20 protein-coding genes, 2 riboswitches and 1 other annotated feature are annotated in these 24,453 nt (G+C 34.5%); of the genes, 18 read left to right on the top strand and 2 right to left on the bottom strand.

Annotation, left to right across the window (positions count from 1 at the left end; translation table 11 throughout):
• Positions 1-13 precede the first annotated feature (13 nt).
• Positions 14-1,600 carry a DEAD/DEAH box helicase gene (locus AC4CVH_RS04710; protein WP_490786582.1) on the bottom strand — a complete coding sequence of 529 codons (1,587 nt, stop codon included), beginning with the start codon at positions 1,598-1,600 and terminating at the stop codon, positions 14-16.
• 160 nt (positions 1,601-1,760) lie between these two features.
• Between AC4CVH_RS04710 and AC4CVH_RS04705 the strand changes: the two genes are divergently transcribed.
• The 3 genes from AC4CVH_RS04705 to AC4CVH_RS04695 all read left to right on the top strand — a co-directional run bounded on the left by AC4CVH_RS04705 (position 1,761) and on the right by AC4CVH_RS04695 (position 5,134).
• Positions 1,761-2,993, top strand: a complete 1,233-nt coding sequence (locus AC4CVH_RS04705; protein WP_490786581.1) for a M16 family metallopeptidase — start codon at positions 1,761-1,763, stop codon at positions 2,991-2,993.
• A 46-nt stretch (positions 2,994-3,039) separates the two neighbouring features.
• Positions 3,040-3,882 carry a recombination regulator RecX gene (gene recX / locus AC4CVH_RS04700; RefSeq protein WP_490786580.1) on the top strand — a complete coding sequence of 281 codons (843 nt, stop codon included), beginning with the start codon at positions 3,040-3,042 and terminating at the stop codon, positions 3,880-3,882.
• A 61-nt stretch (positions 3,883-3,943) separates the two neighbouring features.
• On the top strand, positions 3,944-5,134 hold the full coding sequence (locus AC4CVH_RS04695) for a transglutaminase-like domain-containing protein (protein WP_490786579.1): 1,191 nt from the start codon (positions 3,944-3,946) through the stop codon (positions 5,132-5,134).
• 21 nt (positions 5,135-5,155) lie between these two features.
• Here the strand turns inward: AC4CVH_RS04695 and AC4CVH_RS04690 are convergent, their stop codons facing one another.
• Positions 5,156-5,512, bottom strand: a complete 357-nt coding sequence (locus AC4CVH_RS04690) for a tetratricopeptide repeat protein (RefSeq protein ID WP_490786578.1) — start codon at positions 5,510-5,512, stop codon at positions 5,156-5,158.
• A gap of 234 nt (positions 5,513-5,746) precedes the next feature.
• Between AC4CVH_RS04690 and recQ the strand changes: the two genes are divergently transcribed.
• The 15 genes from recQ to AC4CVH_RS04615 all read left to right on the top strand — a co-directional run bounded on the left by recQ (position 5,747) and on the right by AC4CVH_RS04615 (position 24,329).
• Positions 5,747-7,915, top strand: a complete 2,169-nt coding sequence (recQ, locus tag AC4CVH_RS04685) for a DNA helicase RecQ (protein WP_490786577.1) — start codon at positions 5,747-5,749, stop codon at positions 7,913-7,915.
• A 20-nt stretch (positions 7,916-7,935) separates the two neighbouring features.
• Positions 7,936-8,559, top strand: a complete 624-nt coding sequence (locus AC4CVH_RS04680) for a class I SAM-dependent methyltransferase (RefSeq protein ID WP_490786576.1) — start codon at positions 7,936-7,938, stop codon at positions 8,557-8,559.
• Positions 8,560-9,600, top strand: a complete 1,041-nt coding sequence (locus tag AC4CVH_RS04675; protein ID WP_490786575.1) for a DUF362 domain-containing protein — start codon at positions 8,560-8,562, stop codon at positions 9,598-9,600. It begins immediately after the preceding gene.
• 243 nt (positions 9,601-9,843) lie between these two features.
• Positions 9,844-10,851 (top strand): ornithine carbamoyltransferase, encoded by a 1,008-nt coding sequence (gene argF, locus AC4CVH_RS04670; protein WP_490786574.1) that lies wholly within the window; start codon positions 9,844-9,846, stop codon positions 10,849-10,851.
• A 14-nt stretch (positions 10,852-10,865) separates the two neighbouring features.
• Positions 10,866-11,930: a glutamine-hydrolyzing carbamoyl-phosphate synthase small subunit gene (carA, locus tag AC4CVH_RS04665; RefSeq protein ID WP_490786573.1), complete on the top strand. Its 1,065-nt coding sequence runs from the start codon at positions 10,866-10,868 to the stop codon at positions 11,928-11,930.
• Positions 11,931-11,950: 20 nt separating this feature from the next.
• Entirely contained in the window at positions 11,951-15,139 is a 3,189-nt protein-coding gene (carB, locus tag AC4CVH_RS04660) for a carbamoyl-phosphate synthase large subunit (RefSeq protein ID WP_490786572.1), read from the top strand.
• Between the two features lie 73 nt (positions 15,140-15,212).
• Positions 15,213-15,317: riboswitch (SAM riboswitch) on the top strand.
• 84 nt (positions 15,318-15,401) lie between these two features.
• Positions 15,402-15,866 (top strand): YbaK/EbsC family protein, encoded by a 465-nt coding sequence (locus AC4CVH_RS04655; protein WP_490786571.1) that lies wholly within the window; start codon positions 15,402-15,404, stop codon positions 15,864-15,866.
• A gap of 98 nt (positions 15,867-15,964) precedes the next feature.
• Positions 15,965-16,198 (top strand) — a binding site (T-box leader).
• A gap of 36 nt (positions 16,199-16,234) precedes the next feature.
• Positions 16,235-16,345: riboswitch (SAM riboswitch) on the top strand.
• Positions 16,346-16,460: 115 nt separating this feature from the next.
• Positions 16,461-17,048 (top strand): adenylyl-sulfate kinase, encoded by a 588-nt coding sequence (gene cysC / locus AC4CVH_RS04650; RefSeq protein ID WP_490786570.1) that lies wholly within the window; start codon positions 16,461-16,463, stop codon positions 17,046-17,048.
• On the top strand, positions 17,045-18,736 hold the full coding sequence (locus AC4CVH_RS04645; RefSeq protein ID WP_490786569.1) for an adenylyl-sulfate reductase subunit alpha: 1,692 nt from the start codon (positions 17,045-17,047) through the stop codon (positions 18,734-18,736). The genes cysC and AC4CVH_RS04645 overlap by 4 nt, the downstream gene beginning before the upstream one ends.
• Entirely contained in the window at positions 18,720-19,034 is a 315-nt protein-coding gene (locus AC4CVH_RS04640) for a 4Fe-4S dicluster domain-containing protein (protein WP_490786568.1), read from the top strand. Before AC4CVH_RS04645 ends, AC4CVH_RS04640 begins: the two co-directional genes overlap by 17 nt.
• Positions 19,035-19,064: 30 nt before the next feature.
• Positions 19,065-20,102, top strand: coding sequence for an aliphatic sulfonate ABC transporter substrate-binding protein (locus AC4CVH_RS04635; RefSeq protein WP_490786567.1), 1,038 nt, complete (start codon positions 19,065-19,067; stop codon positions 20,100-20,102).
• Positions 20,103-20,116: 14 nt separating this feature from the next.
• A complete protein-coding gene (locus tag AC4CVH_RS04630; protein WP_490786566.1) occupies positions 20,117-20,956 on the top strand; it encodes an ABC transporter ATP-binding protein in 840 nt (279 codons plus the stop codon).
• Entirely contained in the window at positions 20,922-21,665 is a 744-nt protein-coding gene (locus AC4CVH_RS04625) for an ABC transporter permease (RefSeq protein ID WP_490786674.1), read from the top strand. The genes AC4CVH_RS04630 and AC4CVH_RS04625 overlap by 35 nt, the downstream gene beginning before the upstream one ends.
• 43 nt (positions 21,666-21,708) lie before the next feature.
• Positions 21,709-22,509, top strand: coding sequence for a sulfate adenylyltransferase subunit CysD (cysD, locus tag AC4CVH_RS04620; RefSeq protein ID WP_490786565.1), 801 nt, complete (start codon positions 21,709-21,711; stop codon positions 22,507-22,509).
• Between the two features lie 14 nt (positions 22,510-22,523).
• On the top strand, positions 22,524-24,329 hold the full coding sequence (locus tag AC4CVH_RS04615) for a GTP-binding protein (RefSeq protein WP_490786564.1): 1,806 nt from the start codon (positions 22,524-22,526) through the stop codon (positions 24,327-24,329).
• Positions 24,330-24,453: the final 124 nt, after the last annotated feature.

The following is a 24,453-nucleotide window of genomic DNA, read 5'->3' as shown; positions in this document are numbered from 1 at the left end:
AAAACACCCGTGATTATTTACGGGTGTTTTTCTTTCCCTTTGCAATTTGTACGGATACACGTCTTCCCTGGAACTTTTTCCCGTTTGTCCTCTTGAGGATCACGGAAGCTATGCTCTCTGTAACATTTACGAAGGTGAATTTGTTTAATATATCTATATCACCAATTTCATGTGTTTCTACCGAAGCAGTTTCATGTATGAATTTAATAAGTTTTCTTGGAGTTAAATTATCCATTCTTCCTATAGATAGGAATAATCTTGTTTCTTCATCTATATCCCTGTCTATTGAGTTTTCTTTATAATCAAAACTTATCTCGTTATCGAATAACATTTTCATGAGGGCGGCTGCAACATCCACAAGATTATAATCATCATCAAGCTCCGTAGCTATTGGAATGAATTTTTTGAAATCATCTTCAGAAATTGTATCTCTTACTTTTTCAATGATGTGTTTGTATTTTGCCTCAAATATATCGTCTATAGTTGGAACTTCTTTTCTTTTTATTTTGCTCTTTGTGAATTTTTCTATTTGTTTCAAGAGTATATACTCTCTTGGAGTTACAAGTGAATAGGCTATTCCATCTTTGTTTGCCCTTCCAGTTCTTCCAATTCTATGAACATAATATTCCGTATCTTGAGGTAAGTCGTAATTTATTACATGGGATACATTCTCAACATCGATTCCTCTTGCAGCTACATCAGTTGCAACGAGGAATTCAAGACTTCCATCTTTGAATTTTCTAAGGGTGTTCATCCTCTGGTTTTGGTTCATGTCACCATGCATACCCTCTACGTTGTATCCTCTTGACTGCATTGATTCCACAAGTTCATCAACGCCTTTTTTTGTTTTACAGAATATTATTGCACTTGAAGGCTCATCTACATCAAGTATCCTGCATAGGGATTCAAATCTGTCCTTGTGTTTTATTTCATAGTAGTATTGTTTAATCTTTTCTACTGTTAAAGTACTTTTTTGTATTTTTATGTACTTTGCATCGCTGCTCATGTAGTTTGAAGCTAATTTTTTTATTTGTTTTGACATGGTTGCTGAAAATAAGAGAGTTTGCCTGTCTTTGTTTGCACTTTTTAGTATGCTTTCTATATCATCTATAAATCCCATATCAAGCATTTCATCGGCTTCATCTATTATTAAAAATTGTATTTTACTTAAATCAAGTGTACGTCTATTTATATGATCTATTACTCTTCCGGGAGTACCGACGGCTACATCTATTCCTTTTTTAAGGGATCTTATCTGACGTTCGATTGGTTGACCTCCATATAACGGAAGAAATTTTATCTTTCTGAATTTTCCAAGTCTGCTGAGTTCATCATTGACCTGTATTGCAAGCTCACGTGTTGGAGTGAGTATCAAAGTTGATATATTCTTATCGACGCTGTTTATCTTACTAAGCATAGGAGCACCGAATGCCAGAGTTTTACCGGTACCTGTCTGTGCCTGACCTATTACATCATGACCGTCGAGAATTACAGGAATTGATTCGGCTTGAATTTGAGATGGTTCTTCAAATCCCATGGAATCTATGGCCTGAAGAACTTTGGGATGTAAGTTTAAATCACTGAAACTAATATTACTCATTAAAATTCCTCTTTCTTTTTTATATTACAAAGCAAATCCTATCATAACACAGTATTTCAATAATATCAAATTTAATTGTGCATGGAATAAGTACTTTGGCGGCTGTATGATATAATGTAATATAAGTATTTTAAAATTATTGTTTTTAGAGGAGACATATATGTTTGACGCTGTACAGAGAATTTTGCCAAATGGAATAAGATTGACAACTGTAAGAAACAACACCAGAATATCTGCCCTTCATATTGGAATTAAGATAGGATCTATGTATGAGTCGGAGGGAAATAGAGGAATATCACATTTTATTGAACACATGCTTTTCAAAGGCACGTTTAAAAGAAGCAATGAAAAACTGAATGAGGATTTGGAAAATCTGGGGGGAGAGTACAATGCCTATACAAATTATGATTGTACCGTATATAGTAGTACGAATCTTTCAGAAGAACTTGAAAATTCTATAGAGATTATGTCCGATATGATAATGAATCCATCTTTTAAAGAAGACGAAATTCAAAAAGAAAAGAAAGTTATAAATTCGGAGATACGGGCAAGTGTGGATGATATGGAGCAGTTTAGTTTCAGACAAATAAACAAAATGGCATTTAGAAATAGTCCTTTGAGATATGATACATGTGGGAGTGAAAACAGTATAAAAAACTTTTCAAGAAAAGATTTAGTTTCATTTCATGATATGTATTATGTACCAAACAATTGCTTTATATCTATAGTATCGGACTATGATCATGATACTGTATACAATCTTGTTTTAAAATATTTTAAAGAATGGAATTTCAAAAAGTTTTCAAGAAACAAGGTATCTTTTGAAAGAAACATTCCTGATAGAAAGGATGAATATAGAAGAGATATAGAACAGAGCAGTGTAATGTTTCTGTTTACTCTTTATGGACTCGACAAGAAGCAGGAGCTGGCTCTTAGAATATTAAATCATAAACTGGGTGAAAGTCCGAATTCGATATTGTTCCGTAAATTACGGGAGGAGAAAGGGCTGGCGTATGATGTATATACAGACCTTGATCTTACAAATAATATAAAGACATTGTATATATATACTGCGGTTGATGAAAAAAACATTGAAATTGCCATTGAAACTGTATTAAAGTGCATAGAGGATGTAAAGAATGAAAAAATAGTATTTGACGGCAGTACTATTTCACTTATGAAAAAGTCGCTTAAGACGTCCGTTGTATTTACACTTGAAGATAGTACTGATATTGGAGAATATGTTCTGGTTCAATCTATGGAAGGTGAGGATATATTCAAATTCAATTACGACATAAAAGCAATGGATGAGATAACACAGGATGATTTATATGATGTTTCAAGAAAAGTATTTGACAATCCTACTGTATATGTTCTAAGGAAGGCACTGTAGGTGCTCGATTTTCACTATCATTTGAAAGGGAGATATAGTTGATCTTATGAACGAGAATTTAGTTACCAATATAAAGATTCAGACTAAGAATAAAAAAAGGGTCAATGTATGCGTGGATGGTAAATTTTTGTTTTCATGCAGTATACAGATAGTTTATAAATACGGCATAGAAAAGGGAAAAAAGATAGATAAAGAATATCTTGAGAATATAGTTAAGGAAGACAACTATATAAGATGTAAGAACTCAAGTCTTAAAATTATAGAAAGAAGTTTCAAGACGGAAAAACAGATACGGGATAAGCTGTTAAAAAAAGAATACGATGCTGATACTATAGAAAGAACACTGGAGTTTCTTAAGAAACATAAATTTGTGGATGATCTGAAATATGTCAAAATATATATAGGACGGAAACTTGGCTGCTGGGGAAAAGAAAAAATGAAATACGAACTCCTGAGGAAAGGGATATCCCGAAATATAATAGATGATCAGCTTCAAGATATTGATGGAACTGTTTATGAAGAGAATGCACTTCAAATAGGGGTTAAAAAATATAAAAGTATATTAAAAAACTGCACCAGTGAGGGTGATGCTTACAGAAAACTTGGAAATTATCTGGCTGGAAAAGGATATGATATACATACCGTTAAAAAAACTTTACATGAGATAATAAATAAGGAAGATTTTAGCCAGGAGGAAAAAAATTGCAAAAAAGATATAAATAACATATATGCAATTGCAAAAAAAAGGTATAATATAATAGCAGGTTCTTGTAATGATGATATGAAAATTGCAAGAAATTTAGGACAGTATATGTTAAGAAGGGGCTACAAGTGGGATGATGTAAAATCTGTCATAAAGGAAATTTTAAAGGAAGATGTTGATAGCTGACAGGTCCGGAATTTAAAGGCTTGAACTTATACGATATAATCTTTAAAAGGTGGTTGTTGTTATGAGAGTAAATCCCGTGACGATTATAATATTTGCGGTTTTTTTATACCCGGTTTTAAGGGGATTTTTGTTTAAATTTTCTTCGAGAGATTTAAAAGAAGACATAGATGAAATGAGTAGAAATATATCTTTTATCATATCTATAATATCAGGCATATATTTTGGAAAAAAAATACTTATACAACATGAGAGCGGAATATATGAGAAAATATATTTTTATATACCCCAGCATTTGTTGAATTATATACAAAACAACAATCTTATAATATATGTAATAATTATACCGCTGCTTGTATTTATAATATACAGAATCATAAAGCTTGTTTTTGATTTGATAAATTATTTTACATTTTATCCGGCACTTGACAGCATGGAGAAGTTTGTAAGGTCAAAGAGCAACTTTTTTAAAAGAATAACAGGAATGGTGTCTCAAATTCCAAGGTCTATTTGCTATGTTCTTCTAGTTGCATTTATATTTAATATAATGTCGATATTCAATGTGAACAGCAAGCTCAGTTCATATCTTCAGGAATCGAAAACTTATGAGTCTATATGCAGAAGTGTTATAATACCGGTTACAAATTCCACAATTGCAAAACAGCTTCCAAATATATTGAATAATTCTTTCAGAGTGGTAATAAGGGAAGGTGATTCTGACAAACAAATCCAGAATACATCTATTCCTATTAAGCAGATTAATGAGGGAAAGGCTGTTGTATATTACAACGGAGTTACACTTGACGAGGGTGTGAGGTCTGATTCCAGTATTGACAAATTTGCAAGAGATCTCGGCTCTGAAGGTAGTGATACTACACAAAAAGCAGAAATGCTATATAACTGGATAGGTATGAATATATCATATGATTATGACAAGGCAAATAAGGTACTTAACAATGATTTTGATGTAAAATCAGGAGCAATACCTACTTTCGATACTAAGAAGGGCATATGTTTTGATTATGCGTCGCTGTATGTTGCAATGGCAAGGGCAAATAAAATAAAGGTAAGGCTTGTAACAGGCGAAGGATTTAATGGAATAAGCTGGGTCAGTCATGCATGGAATCAGGTATATATTCCGGAAAAAAGCAGGTGGATAAATGTAGATACTACATTTTATAAGGGAGGGAACTATTTTGATAGTTCAAGATTTGGAATTGATCATAAAAATGCCCAAATAGCGGGACAATGGTAAAATTAAAAAAGTAGAGGAACTCTACTTTGATTTTGAACAGTTTTTTAACAACAGGTCGATAGCTCTTTTGCAGTCACAATCCGAATTATCAAGAGCCCAGGCAGTGTTGAAAGCTAAAAGGGCCTTTTTTGAATCTTTCAGCATGGTATAACAGTAGCCCAAATTGAAAAAATATTTGCTTTCTTTTTTTAATGTTATTGCTGATTTTAATTTAGGGATTGCTTTTAAATATTCATTGAGTTTTATAAGACATACTGCTGAATTATAGAGAGAAGATATTTCGTTGTCTTTTACAGCTATTGCCTTTTCATATAGAGTTATTGCTCTTCTATAGTCTTTTTCATTGTAATAATCATTTGCTTTCTGAAAATATTTCATTTTGAACCTCCCGTGATATGCTTTAAAATTCAATGAAATTTTTATATTGATATTCTATAGTAATTTATATCCATTTTTTTAAAAAATATTCCTGAACTTCTTAAAATATTGGAAGGAGGGGGTATGGAATTGATAATCCTGGAATGTGAAGGTATAATATATGCTAGAGTTTGTGAATATTTAAAAGATCTGTTAAATAAACGGTTGGCATAGAGAATCCATATTGGAGGTGAAATGTTATTGTTTGAAAAGCCACTGGAAATTTTACATAAATATTATGGATATAAAAATTTCAGAAAGTCACAAGGAGATGTTATAAACAGTATACTTGAAGGGAAAGATACACTTGCAGTGATGCCTACAGGCGGTGGAAAGTCAATATGTTATCAAATTCCAGCATTGATTTTTGAAGGCATTACAGTAGTTATTTCTCCACTTATTTCACTTATGAAAGATCAGGTGGACAGTATAAGAGATGCAGGAATACAGGCATATTATATAAATAGTTCTCTTGAGAGAAGAGAAATAATGGATATAGCCTCAAAGTTAAAAAGCAATTCTGTAAAAATACTGTATATTGCTCCTGAAAGGTTGGAGTCATTGGATTTTTTGGATGCAGTAAAAGACATAAAGGTGTCACAGGTGGCTGTAGATGAAGCGCACTGTGTGTCTCAATGGGGCCATGATTTTCGAAGCAGTTACAGATACATATGGAAATTTGTAAAAAATCTCAGTGAAAGACCTGTTGTAACTGCATTTACCGCTACAGCTACAGAGGAAGTAAGAAATGATATTGTAAAGCAGATAAAACTTGTGAATCCATCTATTTTCATATCGGGTTTTGATAGAAAAAACTTAAAAATAAACTGCCTTAAGATTGGAAATAGAATGTCTTACATAGTTGATTATGTCAAGGCGAATTCGGGACAGTCGGGTATAATATATGCATCCACGAGGAAAAATGTGGACAGAATATATGAAATTCTTGTGAAAAATGGAATAGCGGCAGGGGAGTATCATGCAGGATTGACTGATGAAAAAAGGAAAGATTCACAGGAAAGTTTCGTGTATGACAGAATAAATGTCATGGTTGCCACTAATGCTTTTGGAATGGGAATAGACAAGTCAAATGTGAGATATGTAATACATTACAATATTCCAAGAAATATAGAAAGTTATTATCAAGAGATAGGTAGAGCAGGAAGAGACGGCGAGAAAAGTGATTGCATACTTATGTTTTCACCGCAGGATATAATTACGCAGAAGTATCTAATCGAGACCAGTGTACAGTCTGAGGAGCGTAAACTTAGCGAGTATAAAAAATTGCAGCAGATGGTAGATTTGGTGCATTATAATGGATGCCTCAGGAAATATATACTTGAATATTTTGGAGAAAATGTTGAATGGGAAGAATGCGGAAACTGCAGCAATTGTACATCACAGGGGGAACTTGTGGATAGGACAGTTGATGCGCAGAAGGTTATGTCGTGTGTATATAGAATGAAGAAGCCTTTTGGAGTAAATATGATAGTTGATGTACTTCGTGGGTCACAGCAGAGGAAGGTACTCCAAAATGGATTTAACAATATATCTACTTATGGGATAATGAGGGAGTATTCAAAAGAAAATCTGTCAAATTTTATAAATACGCTTATTGCTCATGGATATATGTCGCTTAAAGAGGGAGAATACCCTACAGTTATACTGAATCGTAAATCTCTTGACATATTAAAAGGAAATAACAGGGTTACTCTCAAGGAAACTATAAAGGTTAGAAAACTTTCAAGTGATAATGATCTCTTTGAGAAATTAAGAAAATTAAGAAAAGATATTTCAGAGAGGGAAGGAATACCGCCTTATCTTGTATTTTCCGACAGTACATTGAAAAGTATGAGTACAGTATATCCGTGCAGCTTGGAAGAAATGGGCGAAATTTCAGGTGTTGGAAGTATGAAATTAAAGAAATATGCTTCTGATTTCATAAAGGAAATAAAAGAATATGTTTTTAAAAACAATATAGATAAAACCAAGGTTGAGCATAAAAGTGAAGATATATATAAAGCGCATGTGGGCAGGGAAAAGTCAAACAAGGTCAAGACACATGAAATAACACTGAAGATGCTTGAAGAGATGAAAGTACTTGACGTAGCCGAAAAGAGAAATCTAAAAATATCGACTATATTAACACATATTATTAAGGGAATACAAGAAAATGTTGTTTCAAATTTAAGTATTGATTTTGAAGGAGTGTTTACTTGTGAGGAAGAGAAAGCTGTCATGCTTGCGGTAAAAGAGGTTGGAAGTGACAGACTTTATCCAATAAAGGAAAAGATTCCAGAAAGTATAGATTATGATAAAATAAGAGCAGTGATACTTAAGAATCAATTATGGAGTAATACTTAAAAAGGTGGGAGTGTATAAAAATGAGTGAAGTTTCAAGAAAACTTGGACAGTGCAGGAAACCTTCAGGAGATTTGGGAAAAGCTGTAGCGGGGGAGATGAATGTAAGCCACTTTGAACTTACCGGTTGGGGACTTAATAAGATAGATATAAAAGACAATTTCGAGATATTGGATGTTGGCTGCGGCGGCGGCAGAACTGTCAATAGAATGGCCAAAATGATTCAAGATGGAAAAGTTATAGGGGTGGACTATTCAAAAGATTGTGTTGAATGGACGAAACAGCTGAATTCAAATATGATGGAAAGTGGAAAAGTGGAAGTATACAATGCAAGTGTTGAACATCTTCCTTTTGATGATAACAGGTTTGATCTTGTAACTGCCGTGGAAACAATATATTTCTGGCCGAATTTAGACAAGAGTTTGAGAGAAATAAAAAGAATATTGAAACAAGAAGGCACATTTATTATCATAAATGAAATGTATATGGATAAAAGTATGGAGAAAGAATATGAAGAGTATAAAAAAAATATGGATTTATATACACCCGAAGAACTAAAGAAAATAATATTATCATCGGGATATAATAAGGTTGATATGGAGATAGATGCCGATAAGCACTGGATATGTTATGTTTGCAGGAAGTAGGTGAATCGGTTGTCTAATGTATACTTTAAACCGGTAAAATCCCATTCAAGTCCTTGTGAAGTAAGCAAAATCTCAAAAGAGGTGCTTGAAGAACTTTTAAAGGGTGAAAAATTGAATCTTGAGAGTCAGGTTCCTTTAAAAGTTCACTTTGGTGAAAAAGGAAACAGGACATACGTAAGACCTGAAAGTTTCGATGGAATTATAGATTTGCTTGAAGATAGAAGAATAAAGAGCTGTTTTATTGAGACAAATGCGCTTTACAGGGGTCAGAGAACTGTAAAGGAAAATCATATTAAGCTTGCAGAAAGTCATGGCTTTACGAGGTTGCCAGTAGTTATAGCAGATGGGGAAAGGGGAGAAAAGTTTGAGCTTGTAGATATAGGGAAGAAGCATTTTAAACAATGTAAAATAGGTAAAATAATTGCTGAAAGCAAACAGATTATTGTTTTGAGCCATTTCAAAGGCCATGCACTTGCTGGATTCGGAGGTGCGGTGAAGCAGCTTGCTATGGGATGCGCGGCTAGAGGGGGAAAGCTCGACCAGCATGCAAATTCAAAACCTATAATAGTACCGTTTATGTGTAGAACATGTGGAACGTGCAGTAAGAATTGCCCTGTAGATGCAATAACTATAAAAAGAACCGCCAAGATAAATAAAAATAAATGTATAGGATGCTCTTCCTGTCAGGCACTTTGTCCGTATCATGCGATTACAAGCAACTGGTTTAAGTCATTATCTGCGTCATTCAATGAAAGACTTGCAGAGTATGCTCTTGGATCATCCATTAACAAGAAAAACATATATATAAATTTTGCTGTAAATATAACAGCAGGCTGTGATTGTGAGGGACATAAGATGATGCCTGTAACAGGGGATATAGGCATTTTCGGATCAACCGATCCTGTAGCTGTTGATAAAGCTTGTCTTGACAAGCTGAATTTAGGTGTCAGGCTTTTCTTTTTAAGAGGAGTAAAAACTTTGAATTATGGAGAAAAAATAGGATTGGGAAGTATGGAATACAAACTTGTAACATTAGAATAAATTTAATCTTTTGAAGTGTAAATATGCAAATAGCAGGATGAGGTTTTAAAACCAGTATCCTGCTATTTTATTATATATACTGGACTTCATTGATATTTGAGTCCAAAATATTAAAACATAATATTGAATTTTTATAAATTTAAATGTATAATTATAAGCAAATATAATCGTGTTTGGATAGTTTAATACTAAAAATAATATGCATGTACGAATTCTACGACATTGCTGTTTGGGAGGAAAAAAATGATAAGTCTAAAAGGAAGAAGTTTTTTAACGCTAAATGATTTTAATTCTAATGAAATAAATTTTCTGCTTTCTCTGTCTAAGAAGTTAAAGGAAGAAAAGAAAAGCGGCAGCCAGAAAAAAAGGCTTTTAGATAAAAATATTGCACTTATATTTGAAAAAGAATCCTTAAGAACAAGATGTTCTTTTGAAGTAAGTGCACATGATATGGGAGCAAATGCAGTATATATAAATTCAGCCCAGAGTCATATAGGTGTTGGAGAGTCTTTGAAAGACACTGCAAGGGTGCTTGGAAGGATGTTTGACGGTATAGAGTACAGGGGATTTTCTCAGAAAAATGTGGAGATACTGGCCGAATACTCAAAAATTCCAGTATGGAACGGATTAACAGATGAGGACCATCCGACACAGGTGCTTGCAGATTTTATGACTGTGCAGGAACATGTTGAAAAGCCACTTGATAAAGTTAACTTTGTTTATATAGGAGACGGGAGAAATAATATGGCAAATGCTCTTATGATAGGGGCGTCCAAGATTGGCATGAATTTCAGAATAATAACTCCTGAGAAATTGTTTCCTGATATAGAACTTGTTGAAAAATGTAGAGCACAGGCTGAAAAGTCACATGGTAACATAACTATAAGCAGTAATATACAGGAAAATATAAAAGATGCAGATGTTGTATATACAGATGTATGGTTGTCAATGGGAGAGCCTGAACAATTATGGAAGGATAGAATAGAGCTTCTTATGCCTTATCAGGTAAATAAAGAACTTTTAAGTATGTCTGGAAATGATGATGTCAAGTTTATGCACTGCCTCCCATCCTTTCACAATTTAGATACTACTACAGGAAAAAGTATATATGATAAATTTGGAATTTCATCTCTTGAGGTTACAGATGATATATTTGAAAGCGAGAATTCTGTGGTATTTGATGAAGCTGAAAACAGACTTCATACTATAAAGGCAGTGATGGTTGCAACACTTGGAGATGACAATATTTAGAAAGAAGGTATAATATGAATTCTATTTTGTATTTGGAGGATGGAACTGTATTTATGGGGAAAGCCATAGGAAAGAAGGGCATAACAGCAGGTGAACTTGTGTTCAATACTTCCATGACAGGATATCAGGAGATACTTACGGATCCGTCTTATAGAGGACAGGTAATAAACATGTGCTATCCTTATATAGGCAATTATGGCATAGATTATAAAAACAGCCAGTCAGGCGGGATACAGGCAAAAGGCATAGTTGTAAAAAACAGCTATAGTGATACGTCACATTACCTTAGTGAAAATGGCTTTGAAAATTTCCTTGTGGAAAATGAAATAGTGGGTATAAGCGGTGTCGACACAAGAAGTGTTACAAAGAAGATAAGGTCAAGGGGTACCATGAAATGCGTAATTTGCAGTGAAAATGAATCTATATATGAAATAAAGAAACTTTTAAGTTCATATAGCAATAGTAATCTTGTATCTGAGGTGAGCACGAATGAGATAAAGCACATATACGGTACCGGTCCCAAGGTTGCACTTTTAGACTTTGGTTCGAAAAAAAATATAATAAAGAACCTTTCTGACAGAAAATGCGATATAACGATTTTTCCATATGATAGTTCCTTCGATGAAATAATGGAGACAAAACCACAGGGTATACTTCTTTCAAATGGACCTGGAGACCCAAAGGATCTAAAAGATATAGTCCCTAATTTAATAAAGGTTGTAACAAGCGGCGTACCTGTATTTGGAATATGCCTTGGACATCAGCTTGTTTCCCTTGCATTTGGTGGAGATACTTTCAAGATGAAGTTCGGACACAGGGGAGGAAATCATGGTGTATATGATGTAGAACTTGATAAGGCATATATAACTTCACAGAATCATGGTTATGCAGTAAGAGAAAATAGTTTGAACGAAAATGAAATTTCAGTAACTCATGTAAATTTAAATGATAATACCATAGAAGGGATAAGGCACAAGCATCTGCCGGTGTTTTCAGTCCAGTTTCATCCTGAAGGATGTCCGGGTCCTACTGATTCATCATATCTTTTTGATAAATTTTTGAAATATATGACAATATAAAAGCAAGGAGAAGTGATAAAATGCCACTTAAAGAAGGTTTGAAAAAGATTTTGATTATAGGTTCCGGGCCTATAATAATAGGTCAGGCTGCAGAGTTTGATTATTCTGGAACTCAGGCTTGTGAGGCTATAAGAAGTGAAGGAATAGAAACTATTCTTATAAACAGTAATCCTGCGACTATAATGACAGACAAGAATATTGCAGATAAAACCTATATAGAACCTCTTACGGTTGAAGCTATAGAAGGGGTAATCAAAAAAGAGAGACCTGATGGAATCCTTGCAGGGTTTGGTGGACAGACAGCTCTCAATCTTGCCATGGAACTTTATGATTACTCAATATTACAGAAATATGATGTAGAACTTCTTGGTATAAAAATAGATTCCATCAAAAATGCAGAGGACAGGGAAAAATTCAAAAATCTCATGGAATCAATTGACGAGCCTATAGCAACAGGAACCATAGCTACTGATATCGAACAATGCAGGGAATTTTTAAACAAGGTGAGTCTTCCTGTGATAATAAGGCCTGCGTATACTCTTGGAGGAACAGGTGGAGGCATTGCAAATACTTATGAGGAATATATAAAGATATGCAAAAATGGATTTGAAGAAAGCCCGATTCACCAGATACTTCTTGAACAGAGCCTTTTTGGATGGAAAGAGCTTGAGTATGAGATTATGAGGGATAAAAAAGACAACTGCATGGTGGTCTGCAATATGGAAAATCTGGATCCAGTGGGAATACATACAGGGGACAGCATAGTTGTCGCTCCTTCCCAGACACTTACAGACAAGGAATATCAGATGCTTAGAAATTCTGCCATGAAGATTATACGAACCCTTAAAATTGAAGGCGGATGCAATATTCAGTTTGCACTTGATCCACGAAGCAACAGTTACAAAGTTATTGAAGTTAATCCAAGGGTAAGTAGATCAAGTGCTCTGGCATCGAAGGCTGCAGGGTATCCTATAGCAAAGATAGCGGCCAAAATAGCAATCGGATACACTTTGGATGAACTTAAAAATTATGTAACAGGAAATTCCAGTGCACTATTTGAGCCTGCGCTTGATTATTGTGTTGTTAAAATACCGAAATGGCCCTTTGATAAGTTCAAGTCCGCGGACAGGACGCTTCAAACTCAGATGAAAGCTACTGGGGAAGTAATGTCTATAGACAGAAATTTTGAGAGTGCTCTTTTGAAAGCTGTGATAAGCCTTGAGGGAAAGATAATAGGACTTAGACTTGACAAGTTTGACAATATGGAAACCCCGGATATACTGCAAAAGATGAAAGAGCATGATGATGATAGGTTGTTTGCTCTTGCAGAGGCACTTAGAAGAGGAATTGATGCAGAGGAAATTAACAGAATAACGAGTATAGACAAATGGTTTGTATATAGAATAAAGAATATAGTTGATATGGAAAACAAGCTGACAGCAAATGTTCCGAATGCAGAGACAATAAGTCAGGCTGAAATAATGGGATTTACAGACGAGTATATATGCGAACTTATAGGAATGAAATTGTGTGATTTGAAAAAACTTAGAGATATAAACGGCATAAAATCAGTATACAAGATGGTAGATACATGCAGCGGTGAATTCGAGGCGAAAACTTCTTATTATTATTCATGTTATGACCTTGAAAGTGATAATGTGGTTTCAAACAACAAGAAAGTACTTGTCATAGGTTCAGGACCTATAAGAATTGGGCAGGGCATAGAATTTGATTATTGTTGTGTAAATGGTGTATGGGCAATAAAAGATGCCGGACTTGAAGCGATTATAATAAACAACAACCCTGAAACGGTAAGTACGGATTTTGATGTTTCAGACAAGCTTTATTTTGAACCTCTTTATATAGATGATGTGATGAATGTCATAAATGAAGAAAATGTATATGGCGTAATTGTTCAATTTGGAGGCCAAACTGCATTGAATCTTGCAAAAAAACTTAATGACAGAGGAATAAATATTCTTGGAACATCTTTTGAATCAATAGATTTTGCTGAAGACAGGGAGAAATTTAGAGTGCTGCTTGAAAAACTTGACATAGATTCTCCTATTGGAGGCTCTGTGTCAAGCATCGAAGAAGCTAGAAATCTCGTTGAAAAAATAGGATATCCTGTAATTGTAAGGCCTTCTTACGTTATAGGTGGAAGGGCCATGAAAGTTGTTTACAGTGATGCTGAACTGTCAAAGTATTTAAATGAGGCAGTAAATCTTTCAAAAGAGTACCCTGTACTTGTAGATAAATATATAGTTGGAAAAGAAATTGAAGTTGATGCAATATCCGACGGGGTAGACATTATAATTCCAGGAGTAATGGAACATGTTGAAAAAACAGGGGTGCATTCAGGAGACAGCATAGCAATGTATCCTACTGTAAGCCTGCCGGATGAAGTGCTTGAAAAAATAGAGGAATATACATTGAAAATAGCAAGAGGATTGAATGTTGTTGGACTTTTAAATGTTCAATATGCGTTTGATGGAAGTAAAATTTATGTAATCGAGGTTAATCCGAGAGCATCCAGAACAGTGCCTATTCTCAGTAAGGTTACAGACATACCGATGATAAAAATAGCAGTCTCTGTAATGCTTGGGAAAAGTATAAGAGAGTTTGGGTATAAGAGGGATATGTATAAATACAATAAAATACATGCAGTGAAGATGCCTGTATTTTCAAATAAAAAACTTCCAGGAGTTGATCCAGCTCTTGCACCTGAAATGAAATCAACGGGAGAAGTTCTTGGAGTTGATTTCAATAAAGAAAAAGCAATGTATAAGGCATTCAAGGCAGCAGGTGTGAAGGTTTATACGGGAGGAAACATTTATATATCGGTAAACGACAGGGATAAGAAAGATGTACTTGAGATAAGCAGGACATATAAGGCACTTGGATTTTCTATATACGCATCACGTGGAACGTGGGAATTTCTAAATGACAATAAGGTAGCCTGCAGTGAGCTTGATATAGAAGATGCACTTGATAAAATACGCGATAAAAAGATAGATATTGTAATAAATACTGTAACCACCGGGTACAATGGGGAAACATATGGATTTAAGCTAAGATATGTTTCTTTAGTACACGATAGAGTGCTCTTTACGTGCCTTGATACTGCGAAAGTGTATGCGCTTTGTGTAAAAATAGAAAAATCAGGTGAAAAAATAGATTATAGATCAATGAAGGAGTATTTGATATAGAATTAAGCATATTGACAAATCAACTTCAAAAATTTATACTAAAATTGTTTAACAAATTTTAAAATTTAATACGCTCTTATCAAGAGTGGCTGAGGGACTGGCCCTATGATGCCCGGCAACCTGAATAGTTTATATTCAACGGTGCCAATTCCAGCAGGTGAAACCTGAAAGATGAGAAATAAAAGAGATATGATTTCAAACCTTCCTGAATTTATCTGCAGGAAGGTTTTTAATATTTTAATCAGAAAGGAAAATGGTGCTTATGAGTGTGGAAAATGTGATTAAATATTTTGAGGATAAAGGTTTGAAAAATCCGGTTTTTAAACTAGATGATAGCGGAGCTACTGTTGAGCAGGCGGCAGAGACGATACATACAGAGCCAAAGTACATAGCAAAGACTCTGGCTTTCAAGCTGAAGGATCGGAATATACTTGTTGTTGTACGCGGAGATCTAAAAGTAAATAATAGAAAATTTAAAGATACTTTTAAAGTGAAGGCAAAAATGCTTGAAAGTGAAATGGTTTTGAAGGAAATAGGGCATCCAGTAGGAGGACTTTGTCCGTTTGGGTTGAAAAATGCTGTAAAAATTTACTTGGATCTTTCTATAAAAGACTTTGAATATGTTTATCCAGCAGCAGGATCGAAAGATTATGCCCTTAAGATTTCGCCGTTAAAAATGTATAAACTTGTGTATGGGGAGTGGGTTGATGTATGCAATAATCCATAAAACAAATTTATGTATAAAAGTTATTTTATATAATTAATTGAATTTATTTCTTGACAAGCCATAATTTAAAAAGTATAATAAGTTCAAAATTAAATAAGACCAAAACTGTGATTGAGAGAAGTATACTATGGAGTCCTAAAGAGAGAAATCTTTTAGCTGAGACAGATTTCAGGATTAAGTAGTGGAAAATGCGCTTATGAGTTCTGTAATTGAAATTAAGTAGGTTTATGCGGATGCTGTACGTTAAAACAGTAGAATAATGTATTTTGAGTTATTGTATCTTGAAGATACAGTAAACAGAGTGGAACCGCGGAAAAACTTCCGCCTCTGTATGAGGCGGAAGTTTTTTTATCTAAAATTATAATATATTCTTATCAAGAGAGGTTGAGGGACTGGCCCTGTGAAACCCGACAACCGGCACTTTTATGTGAGTGTATCGGTGTTAATTCCTACGGAATGATTTTTCTGGAAGATAAGAAAGATGGATTGCAAAAATTTATTTTCAAATTTATTACGACCATTTTTCATTTCGGAAAATGGTCGTAATAAATTATATTAAAGATTGAATCGCTTATGAAACAAGGGAGGGTGGTTATGGAAAATAATATAGTTTGGCATAAAATGTTTGTAGATAGAAAAATGAGAGAAAATCTGCTTGGACAAAAAGGAAAGCTTATATGGTTTACAGGTTTGTCAGGTTCGGGAAAATCTACAGTTGCAGCACTACTTGAAAAAGAACTGTACAGTATGGGAAAACTCACCTATGTTTTAGATGGAGATAACGTGCGTCACGGGCTTAATTCGGATCTTGGATTTTCGGAGGGTGACAGGAGTGAAAATATAAGAAGAATTTCCGAACTCTGCAAACTTTTTGTGGATTGTGGAGTAGTTGTAATTGCAACCTTTGTATCACCATTTAAGAGAGATAGGAATAAGGTTAGAAATCTTATTTTGAAGGATTTTATTGAAGTTTATGTAAGTTGTCCAGTTGAAGTGTGTAAAAAGCGTGATCCAAAGGGGCTTTACAAAAAGGCGGTAAAAGGTGAAATAAACGAATTTACAGGTATAAGTGCTGTTTATGAACTTCCGGAAAATCCTGAAATTGTAATAGATACTAATTTAAATACTGCGGATGAATGTGTTAAGAAAATAGTTAATTATTTACAGGGGGTGCTTTTGTGAAACTTGATCTTGTAGAAGTTTCTACGGATATTTTAATAATAGGTGGAGGTGCAGCCGGGTGTTTTGCGGCTCTTGAGGCTGCAAATTCACCTGAAAAACCTAAGATTTTAATACTGGAAAAAGCAAATATAAAAAGAAGCGGATGTCTTGCAGCAGGAATAAATGCACTTAATGCATATATAAACGAAGATGAAACTCCAGAGTCTTTTGTAGATTATGTTAGAGATGAATTTAATGGAGTTGTGAGAGAAGACCTCGTTTATACAGTAGCTAAAAAATTAAATGAAGTTACGTCTAAAATGGAAAAAATGGGGTTAACCATATTGAAAAATTCGGAAGGAAAGTATGTCACACGGGGAAGAAGAAGCATAAAAATAAATGGAGAAAATATTAAGCCTGTAATTGCTTCCAAGGTTCTGGATACTAAAAATATAGATGTCATGAATAAAACAAATGTCATAGATTATATTACGAGAGGAGGTAAAGTTATAGGCGCATATGCATTTTCGGTAGATAAGAATAAATTTTATGCGGTTTATTCTAAAGCCGTAATATGTGCAGCGGGGGGAGCTTCAGGAATATACAAGCCAAATAATCCAGGATTTTCAAGGCACAAGATGTGGTATTCACCTTTCAATACTGGATCTGGCTATGCTATGGGAATAAGGGCTGGTGCCGAGATGACAACTTTTGAAATGAGATTTATAGCACTGAGGTGCAAGGATACTATAGCACCTACGGGAACCATAGCACAAGGAGTAAAAGCTGTCCAGATAAATTCAGATGGAGAGGAATATGTTCTAAAGTATGGAAAGCCTACAACTATAAATAGACTCTACTCAACTGTCATGGAAAATAAGATAGGGAGAGGGCCATGTTTTTTAAGGACAAAACATATTTCCAAAATGGTTGAAACGGATCTTGTAAAGGCATATTTAAATATGGCACCTTCTCAGGCGCTAAAGTGGATTGATAGTGGAGAAATGCCGTCTTGCAGTAATGTAGAGATTGAAGGTACCGAACCGTATATTGTTGGTGGGCATGCCGCCAGCGGTTATTGGGTAGATACAAAAAGAGAATCAACCTTGGAAGGATTGTTTTCAGCAGGGGATGTAAGCGGTGGAAGTCCTAAAAAATATGCAACAGGATGTTTTGCGGAAGGTGAAATAGCTGCAGATTCTGCTGCTGAATATATAAAAGGGAAAGAACTTTGGAAGCTTTCTGAAGCTAAAGTACAGGAAAAACTTTCTGAGGTAAATAGTTTTTTCCAAAATAGTAAAAACATATATACAGTACAACAGTTGGAAGAAGCAATGCAAAAGACCATGGATGAATATGCAGGAGGAATATCACAAAGTTACAGTTATAATTCTCAAAAACTGAAAATAGCAGATAAAAAAATCCGTGAACTTATAAAGATGTCTTATAAACTTAATGCAAGTGACTGTCATGAATTAATGTTTATATGTGAACTTATTGACAGGTTGTATGTATGTGTGATACTCATAGCGCACCTTATAGCGAGGCGTGAGACAAGGTGGAGATGTTATGAAGAGAATGCTGATTTTCCTGAAATCAATGATAATTACTGGAAAAAGTATGTTAATTCCATTTATAAGGATGGAAAAGTAAATATCATATTCAGAAAAATCGTTGGAAGGAATGAGGTATATGAGCATAAAGATTGACATGAATAAATGTATAGGATGTCTCAAGTGCAAGTCTGTGTGCCCTGGAAATCTGATATGTGTTTCAGATGAGGGAAGAGCCTATATAAGATATGAAGAAGATTGCTGGGGATGTACTGCATGCTTGAAGGAGTGCGCTGAAGGTGCCATTGAATATTATCTTGGAGCTGATATAGGCGGGATGGGGTCTAAAATGCATATAAGCATGAATGGTAATGAACTTGACTGGCATATAAAACATAGACGAGGTGATGAATATGTAATAAGTACCAGCAGGTGCAAGTCCAATAAGTATTAAAGCATATCTTAAAAACAAGGAGGAATTGGTATGAAGTTCAGGAAAGCTACAGCTATTCTATGTACAGTAGTATTATTAGGTGCATTTTCAGGATGTCAGAATAGAAATAGTGGACAAAATGATAGTAATATAACGGTCCATATAGGATATTTCCCAAATATAACGCATTCACAGGCACTTGTTGCAAAACAAAACAAAAGTTTTGAAAAAGCCTTTGGAAGCACTGCAAAAGTTCAGTGGAAACAATTTAATGCAGGATCCTCTGAAATAGAATCTTTTCTTGCAGGAGCTATTGATATAGGATATATAGGGCCTGGACCGGCAATAAACGGATATACAAAATCAAAAGGTGATTTACAGATAATTGCAGGAGCTACTGATGCAGGAGCAATACTTGTCTCAAGAAAAGATGAAAATATAAAAAATGTTAAAGAACTGGCCGATAAGAAAGTTGCCGTACCTCAATTTGGAAACACACAGGATTTGTGTCTCAGAAATCTATTAAGCAGAAATGGTCTTAAAGATAAGACACAGGGTGGAAATGTGGAGATAATACAAGCTGCCAATCCAGATATAAAAACACTTCTTGAGAGCAAACAAATTGATGCGGCACTTGTTCCGGAACCATGGGGCTCGAGGTTGGTACTTGAAGCTAATGCCAATATTGTTCTTGATTACAATAAAGTTTGGAGACAAGGAAACTATCCAACTGCAGTTGTTCTTGTAAGAAAAGAATTTTTAAATGATCATCCCGATATTGTAGAGAAATTCTTGAAGACACATGTGGAGTTAACTGATTATATAAACAAAAACAAGGAAAAGGCCAGCGACGAGATAAATAATCAAATTTATGAGCTTACGAAGAAAAAACTTTCCAAGGGTATTCTTACATCTTCGTTTAATAGGATAACAGTAACGAATGATCCTAAAAAACAGGCTACAGATGAAATGATAGATCTTTCAGTAAGCACAGGTTTTATAAAAGAAAAACCGGATGCAAAAAACCTAATCAACCTGGAATTATTGAATAAAGTATTGAAATCACAAGGAAAATCTCAGATAAATTAAAAGGAGGACTTGTAGTGTCTTTAACTATAAAGGATGTAAGCAAAAGATTTGTTACTAAAACGAAAAACATTTTGACTTTGGACAACGTGAATATTTCTTTTAAAGATGGCGAGTTCATATGTCTTCTTGGACCTTCTGGATGTGGTAAATCAACGCTTTTAAATATAATAGCAGGCCTTGAAAAACCAACTTCGGGAAAACTTTTTCTAGATAGCAAGGAAATAGACAGTGTTGGAGTGGATAGGGCAATGATGTTCCAGGATTCCGCACTGTTTCCATGGCTTAAGGTTATAGACAATGTAGAATTTGGAATGAAAATGGCAGGCGTGTCTAAGGAGAAAAGGAGAGAGAAAGCTGTCAAGTATCTGAAAATGGTACATCTTACAAAATTTCAAAATGCATATGTACATGAACTTTCTGGAGGAATGAAGCAGAGAGTCGCGCTTGCAAGGGCACTGACCCTGGATTCAAAAGTGCTTTTAATGGATGAGCCATTTTCCGCATTGGACAGTCAGACAAGAACCATACTTCAAATTCAACTTCAAAAAATATGGATGGAAACAAAGAAAACCATAATTTTTGTGACTCACAATGTTGAGGAGGCAGTGCTTCTTGCAGACAGGGTAGTTGTTATGGCGGCAAATCCAGGAAAAATAAAAGGCGAGTTTAATATTAAGCTTGCCAGGCCGAGAACTATTGAAAATACTGATCTTGCCTATGTAGTGGCTCAGGTAATGAAAGATTTGAAAGAAGAGGTGGAGAAAGTTGCGAAATCAGAATATGACAGTGGGTGGAGTATTCAAGAAAATAATGTTTTATATGATTCTCATAATAATATGGGAGGTGGTATATAAACTAGGGGTGGATGTCTTAAAAGTATGGAAACAATATACTTTTCCATCTCCAATAGATGTTTGCAAAACTATGGTTTCACTTGCAGAAGATAATACACTTCAAATTGCAGTGTTTGTCAGTTTGAGAAGGATTGTTGAGGGATATTTCATATCACTTGTTATAGGAGGCATTATAGGACTTTTGATTGTAAAATACAAATATATTGATGAAAATTTCAGCCCTCTTGTACTCGGAATGCAGACTTTACCAAGTATTTGCTGGGTGCCATTTGCAATACTGTGGTATGGACTTAATGAAAAAGCAATACTATTTGTTGTTATAATTGGTTCGACTTTTGCAATTTCAATATCAATAGCATCTGGAATAAAAAATATAAATCCTATATATGTAAGAGCTGCTAGAACAATGGGTGCCAGTGGTAGAAAACTATATTTAAATGTGATTTTCCCGGCATCTTTTCCATCAATTATCTCAGGAATGAAGCAAGGATGGTCTTTTGCATGGAGAGCTTTAATGTCTGCAGAGATGATGTCAGCTACCAAGGGACTTGGACAGGTTCTTATGGTTGGAAGGGATCTTGCAGATATAAGCCAGGTAATGTGTGTCATGGTAGTAATACTTGTTTTGGGATTGCTCTTCGACAAGTTCATTTTTGGAAAAATTGAAACAAACATTAGGTACAAACGTGGCTTGGAAATACAACATTAAAATCAACTATTTAAAAAATTTAACTGTTTTGGGAGGAATAAAAATGGATCATTTAGAGAGATTGGAAGCAGAAAGTATATATATTCTCAGAGAAGCTTACAAGAAGCTTGGAAAACTTGGAATGCTCTGGTCAATAGGAAAGGACTCTACTGTAATGCTGTGGCTTGCACAGAAAGCTTTTTTTGGAAATTGTCCGTTTCCTTTAATTCATGTAGATACTACGTTTAAAATACCTGAAATGATAAAATTCAGAGATGAGGTAGCCAAAAAATACAATTTGAAACTTATAGTCCATACAAATCAGAGAGCTTTGGATGAAGGGATGGGCCCTGAACGGGGAAGACTCGTATGCTGTAAGGCATTAAAATCAGATGGCCTTCAACAAGTTGTAGACAAGTATAAGTTTGAAGGGCTTATAGTGGGGATAAGACGGGATGAGGAGGGATCGAGATCAAAGGAAAGGGTTTTCAGCGAAAGGAATTCCGAATCGAAATGGGACTATACAGACCAGCCGCCTGAACTTTGGGATCAGTTCAAAACTGATTTCAAGAAAGGCAACCATATAAGGGTACATCCAATTATAAACTGGACAGAACTTGATATATGGGAATATATAAAGAGAGAAAGTATTCCAGTGGTAAGCTTGTATTTTGCAAAAAACGGAAAAAGATACAGAAGTCTTGGATGTGCACCTTGTACGGATCCTATAGATTCAGAGGCAGCTACACTTGATGAAATAATATCTGAACTTAAAAATACGAATGAAACAGAAAGATCAGGAAGGGCACAGGACAAGGCAGATCCGCATGCTCTTGAGAAACTTAGAAAGAATGGATATATGTAGAAGGAGGCTTTTTTATGACGAAGGATAGGGAAAATTTAAATATAGTAGTTGTTGGACACGTAGACCACGGTAAATCAACTTTGATAGGAAGGCTTCTTTACGATACAGGCTCCCTTCCAGAAGGGGAAATCGAAAAAGTAAAGAAGATTTCCGAAGAAAATGGAAAAAAATTTGAATATGCATATCTTCTTGATGCTTTTGAGGAAGAACAAAAACAAGGAATAACTATAGATATAACCATGCTTCAATTTTTTACAAAGAAGAGGGATTATGTAATAATAGATGCTCCAGGTCATAAGGAATTTTTAAAGAATATGATATCCGGTGCAGCAAGTGCCGAAGCTGCTATTCTTGTTGTGGATGCAAAGGAAGGAGTTCAGGAGCAGTCAAAAAGACACGGGTATCTCCTTTCACTTCTTGGAATTAAAAAAGTATTTGTAGCTATAAATAAAATGGATCTTGTCGGTTATTCAGAGGAAAGATTCAATGAGCTTCAGAAACAGTTCAATGAGTTTCTAAACAATATAGATATATATCCGGAAAGCTATATACCAATCAGTGCTTCAAATGGAGACAATGTAGCGGGCAAATCGGAAAATATGACCTGGTACAATGGACAGAATATACTTGAAAGTATGGATAGTATAGAGAAAGAAAAGGGAATTGAAGAAAAAGAATTAAGATTTCCTGTACAGGATGTATACAAATTTGACAGCAGAAGAATAATTGCAGGTAGAATTGAATCGGGTACACTTAAAAAAGGTGACCAAATTGTAATTTATCCTTCAGAAAAAACTACAAAGGTCAAATCAATAGAGTCATGGCAGAAAACTGATAAGAAAGATGTGGCAACTGCAGGAATGTCTGTTGGCATTACGGTAGATGATGAATTCTACAACAAAAGGGGAGAATTCATATGCCATAAGGATTCAACTGTTACTGTAGGAAATATTTTTAGTGCAAATGTATTTTGGCTTGGGAATAATAATCTTGTTAAAGACAAGGAATATAAGTTGAAAATGGAAACTCAGGAAGAGGAATGTACAATTATATCTATAGATAAAATAACAGATGCTGCAACGCTTGATTATAATGAAACTAGAGATTATATAAAGAAGAATGATGTTGCAGAAGTTACAATCAAAACAAAAAAACCAATTTGTTTTGATAAGTTTGCAGAATTTCAGTCAACTGGAAGATTTGTAATAGTAGATGAATATGATATAAGCGGGGGCGGAATAATTTCAAATGTTGAAGATTTACAAAAAACAGAAGCTAAATTTGTAAGGAGTAAAAATATATCCATAAAAAAGAGATTTGTATCAAGGAGGGACAGGGAAAAAAGTCTTGGACAGAAGGGCAGGGTAATATGGCTTACAGGACTTCCTGAATGTGGAAAAGATGATATTGCAGCAAAGCTTGAAAAGAAGATAATGGATCTTGGAAAAAAAGTTTATTATATTGATTCATCTGGATTTTTTACTGCTAAAGATGTTCATGAACAGACGCGAAGAATTGCAGAAATTGCAAATCTTTTTGCAGACAGCGGAATGATAGCAATAGTGAATTCTGTAAGCAGATTCAGAGATGACAGGCTTTGCGCAAGAAATGTAATTGGAAAAAATAATTATTCAGAGATTTTTATAGATGCAGGCGATGAGGTATGCAAAAATACAAATTCATACGTATTCAGTGAAGATGGAAAGCAAAATTTTGATTATCAAAGATCAAATTACCCTATAATAACAGTATATGTAGACAAAAAGAATTTCAATTCAGATGCTGGAATTGAAGATATAGTAAATATGCTTGGATATTAAAAAAGTACAAAAAAATAAGCAATTACAGATTTGTAGTTGCTTATTTTTTTATATTAAGGTTAATTTAGACAAATATGCTTATTAATTGGGAAAGGTAAACGATATATATAATATAGAATAAATA

Source organism: Clostridium pabulibutyricum, from assembly GCF_058242705.1.
The sequence above is the reverse complement of the archived record's forward strand: the minus strand, read 5'-3'. Positions and strand labels throughout refer to the sequence as shown.

Bases quoted from the DNA above. Each gene is read 5' to 3' on its own strand.
- argF (WP_490786574.1), top strand. From the start codon at position 9,844: ATGATAAGTCTAAAAGGAAGAAGTTTTTTAACGCTAAATGATTTTAAT.
- AC4CVH_RS04695 (WP_490786579.1), top strand. From the start codon at position 3,944: ATGAGAGTAAATCCCGTGACGATTATAATATTTGCGGTTTTTTTATAC.
- AC4CVH_RS04635 (WP_490786567.1), top strand. From the start codon at position 19,065: ATGAAGTTCAGGAAAGCTACAGCTATTCTATGTACAGTAGTATTATTA.
- recQ (WP_490786577.1), top strand. From the start codon at position 5,747: ATGTTATTGTTTGAAAAGCCACTGGAAATTTTACATAAATATTATGGA.
- AC4CVH_RS04680 (WP_490786576.1), top strand. From the start codon at position 7,936: ATGAGTGAAGTTTCAAGAAAACTTGGACAGTGCAGGAAACCTTCAGGA.
- AC4CVH_RS04615 (WP_490786564.1), top strand. From the start codon at position 22,524: ATGACGAAGGATAGGGAAAATTTAAATATAGTAGTTGTTGGACACGTA.
- AC4CVH_RS04655 (WP_490786571.1), top strand. From the start codon at position 15,402: ATGAGTGTGGAAAATGTGATTAAATATTTTGAGGATAAAGGTTTGAAA.
- carA (WP_490786573.1), top strand. From the start codon at position 10,866: ATGAATTCTATTTTGTATTTGGAGGATGGAACTGTATTTATGGGGAAA.
- cysC (WP_490786570.1), top strand. From the start codon at position 16,461: ATGGAAAATAATATAGTTTGGCATAAAATGTTTGTAGATAGAAAAATG.
- AC4CVH_RS04625 (WP_490786674.1), top strand. From the start codon at position 20,922: ATGATTCTCATAATAATATGGGAGGTGGTATATAAACTAGGGGTGGAT.
- AC4CVH_RS04690 (WP_490786578.1), bottom strand. From the start codon at position 5,512: ATGAAATATTTTCAGAAAGCAAATGATTATTACAATGAAAAAGACTAT.
- carB (WP_490786572.1), top strand. From the start codon at position 11,951: ATGCCACTTAAAGAAGGTTTGAAAAAGATTTTGATTATAGGTTCCGGG.
- cysD (WP_490786565.1), top strand. From the start codon at position 21,709: ATGGATCATTTAGAGAGATTGGAAGCAGAAAGTATATATATTCTCAGA.
- recX (WP_490786580.1), top strand. From the start codon at position 3,040: ATGAACGAGAATTTAGTTACCAATATAAAGATTCAGACTAAGAATAAA.
- AC4CVH_RS04640 (WP_490786568.1), top strand. From the start codon at position 18,720: ATGAGCATAAAGATTGACATGAATAAATGTATAGGATGTCTCAAGTGC.
- AC4CVH_RS04705 (WP_490786581.1), top strand. From the start codon at position 1,761: ATGTTTGACGCTGTACAGAGAATTTTGCCAAATGGAATAAGATTGACA.
- AC4CVH_RS04710 (WP_490786582.1), bottom strand. From the start codon at position 1,600: ATGAGTAATATTAGTTTCAGTGATTTAAACTTACATCCCAAAGTTCTT.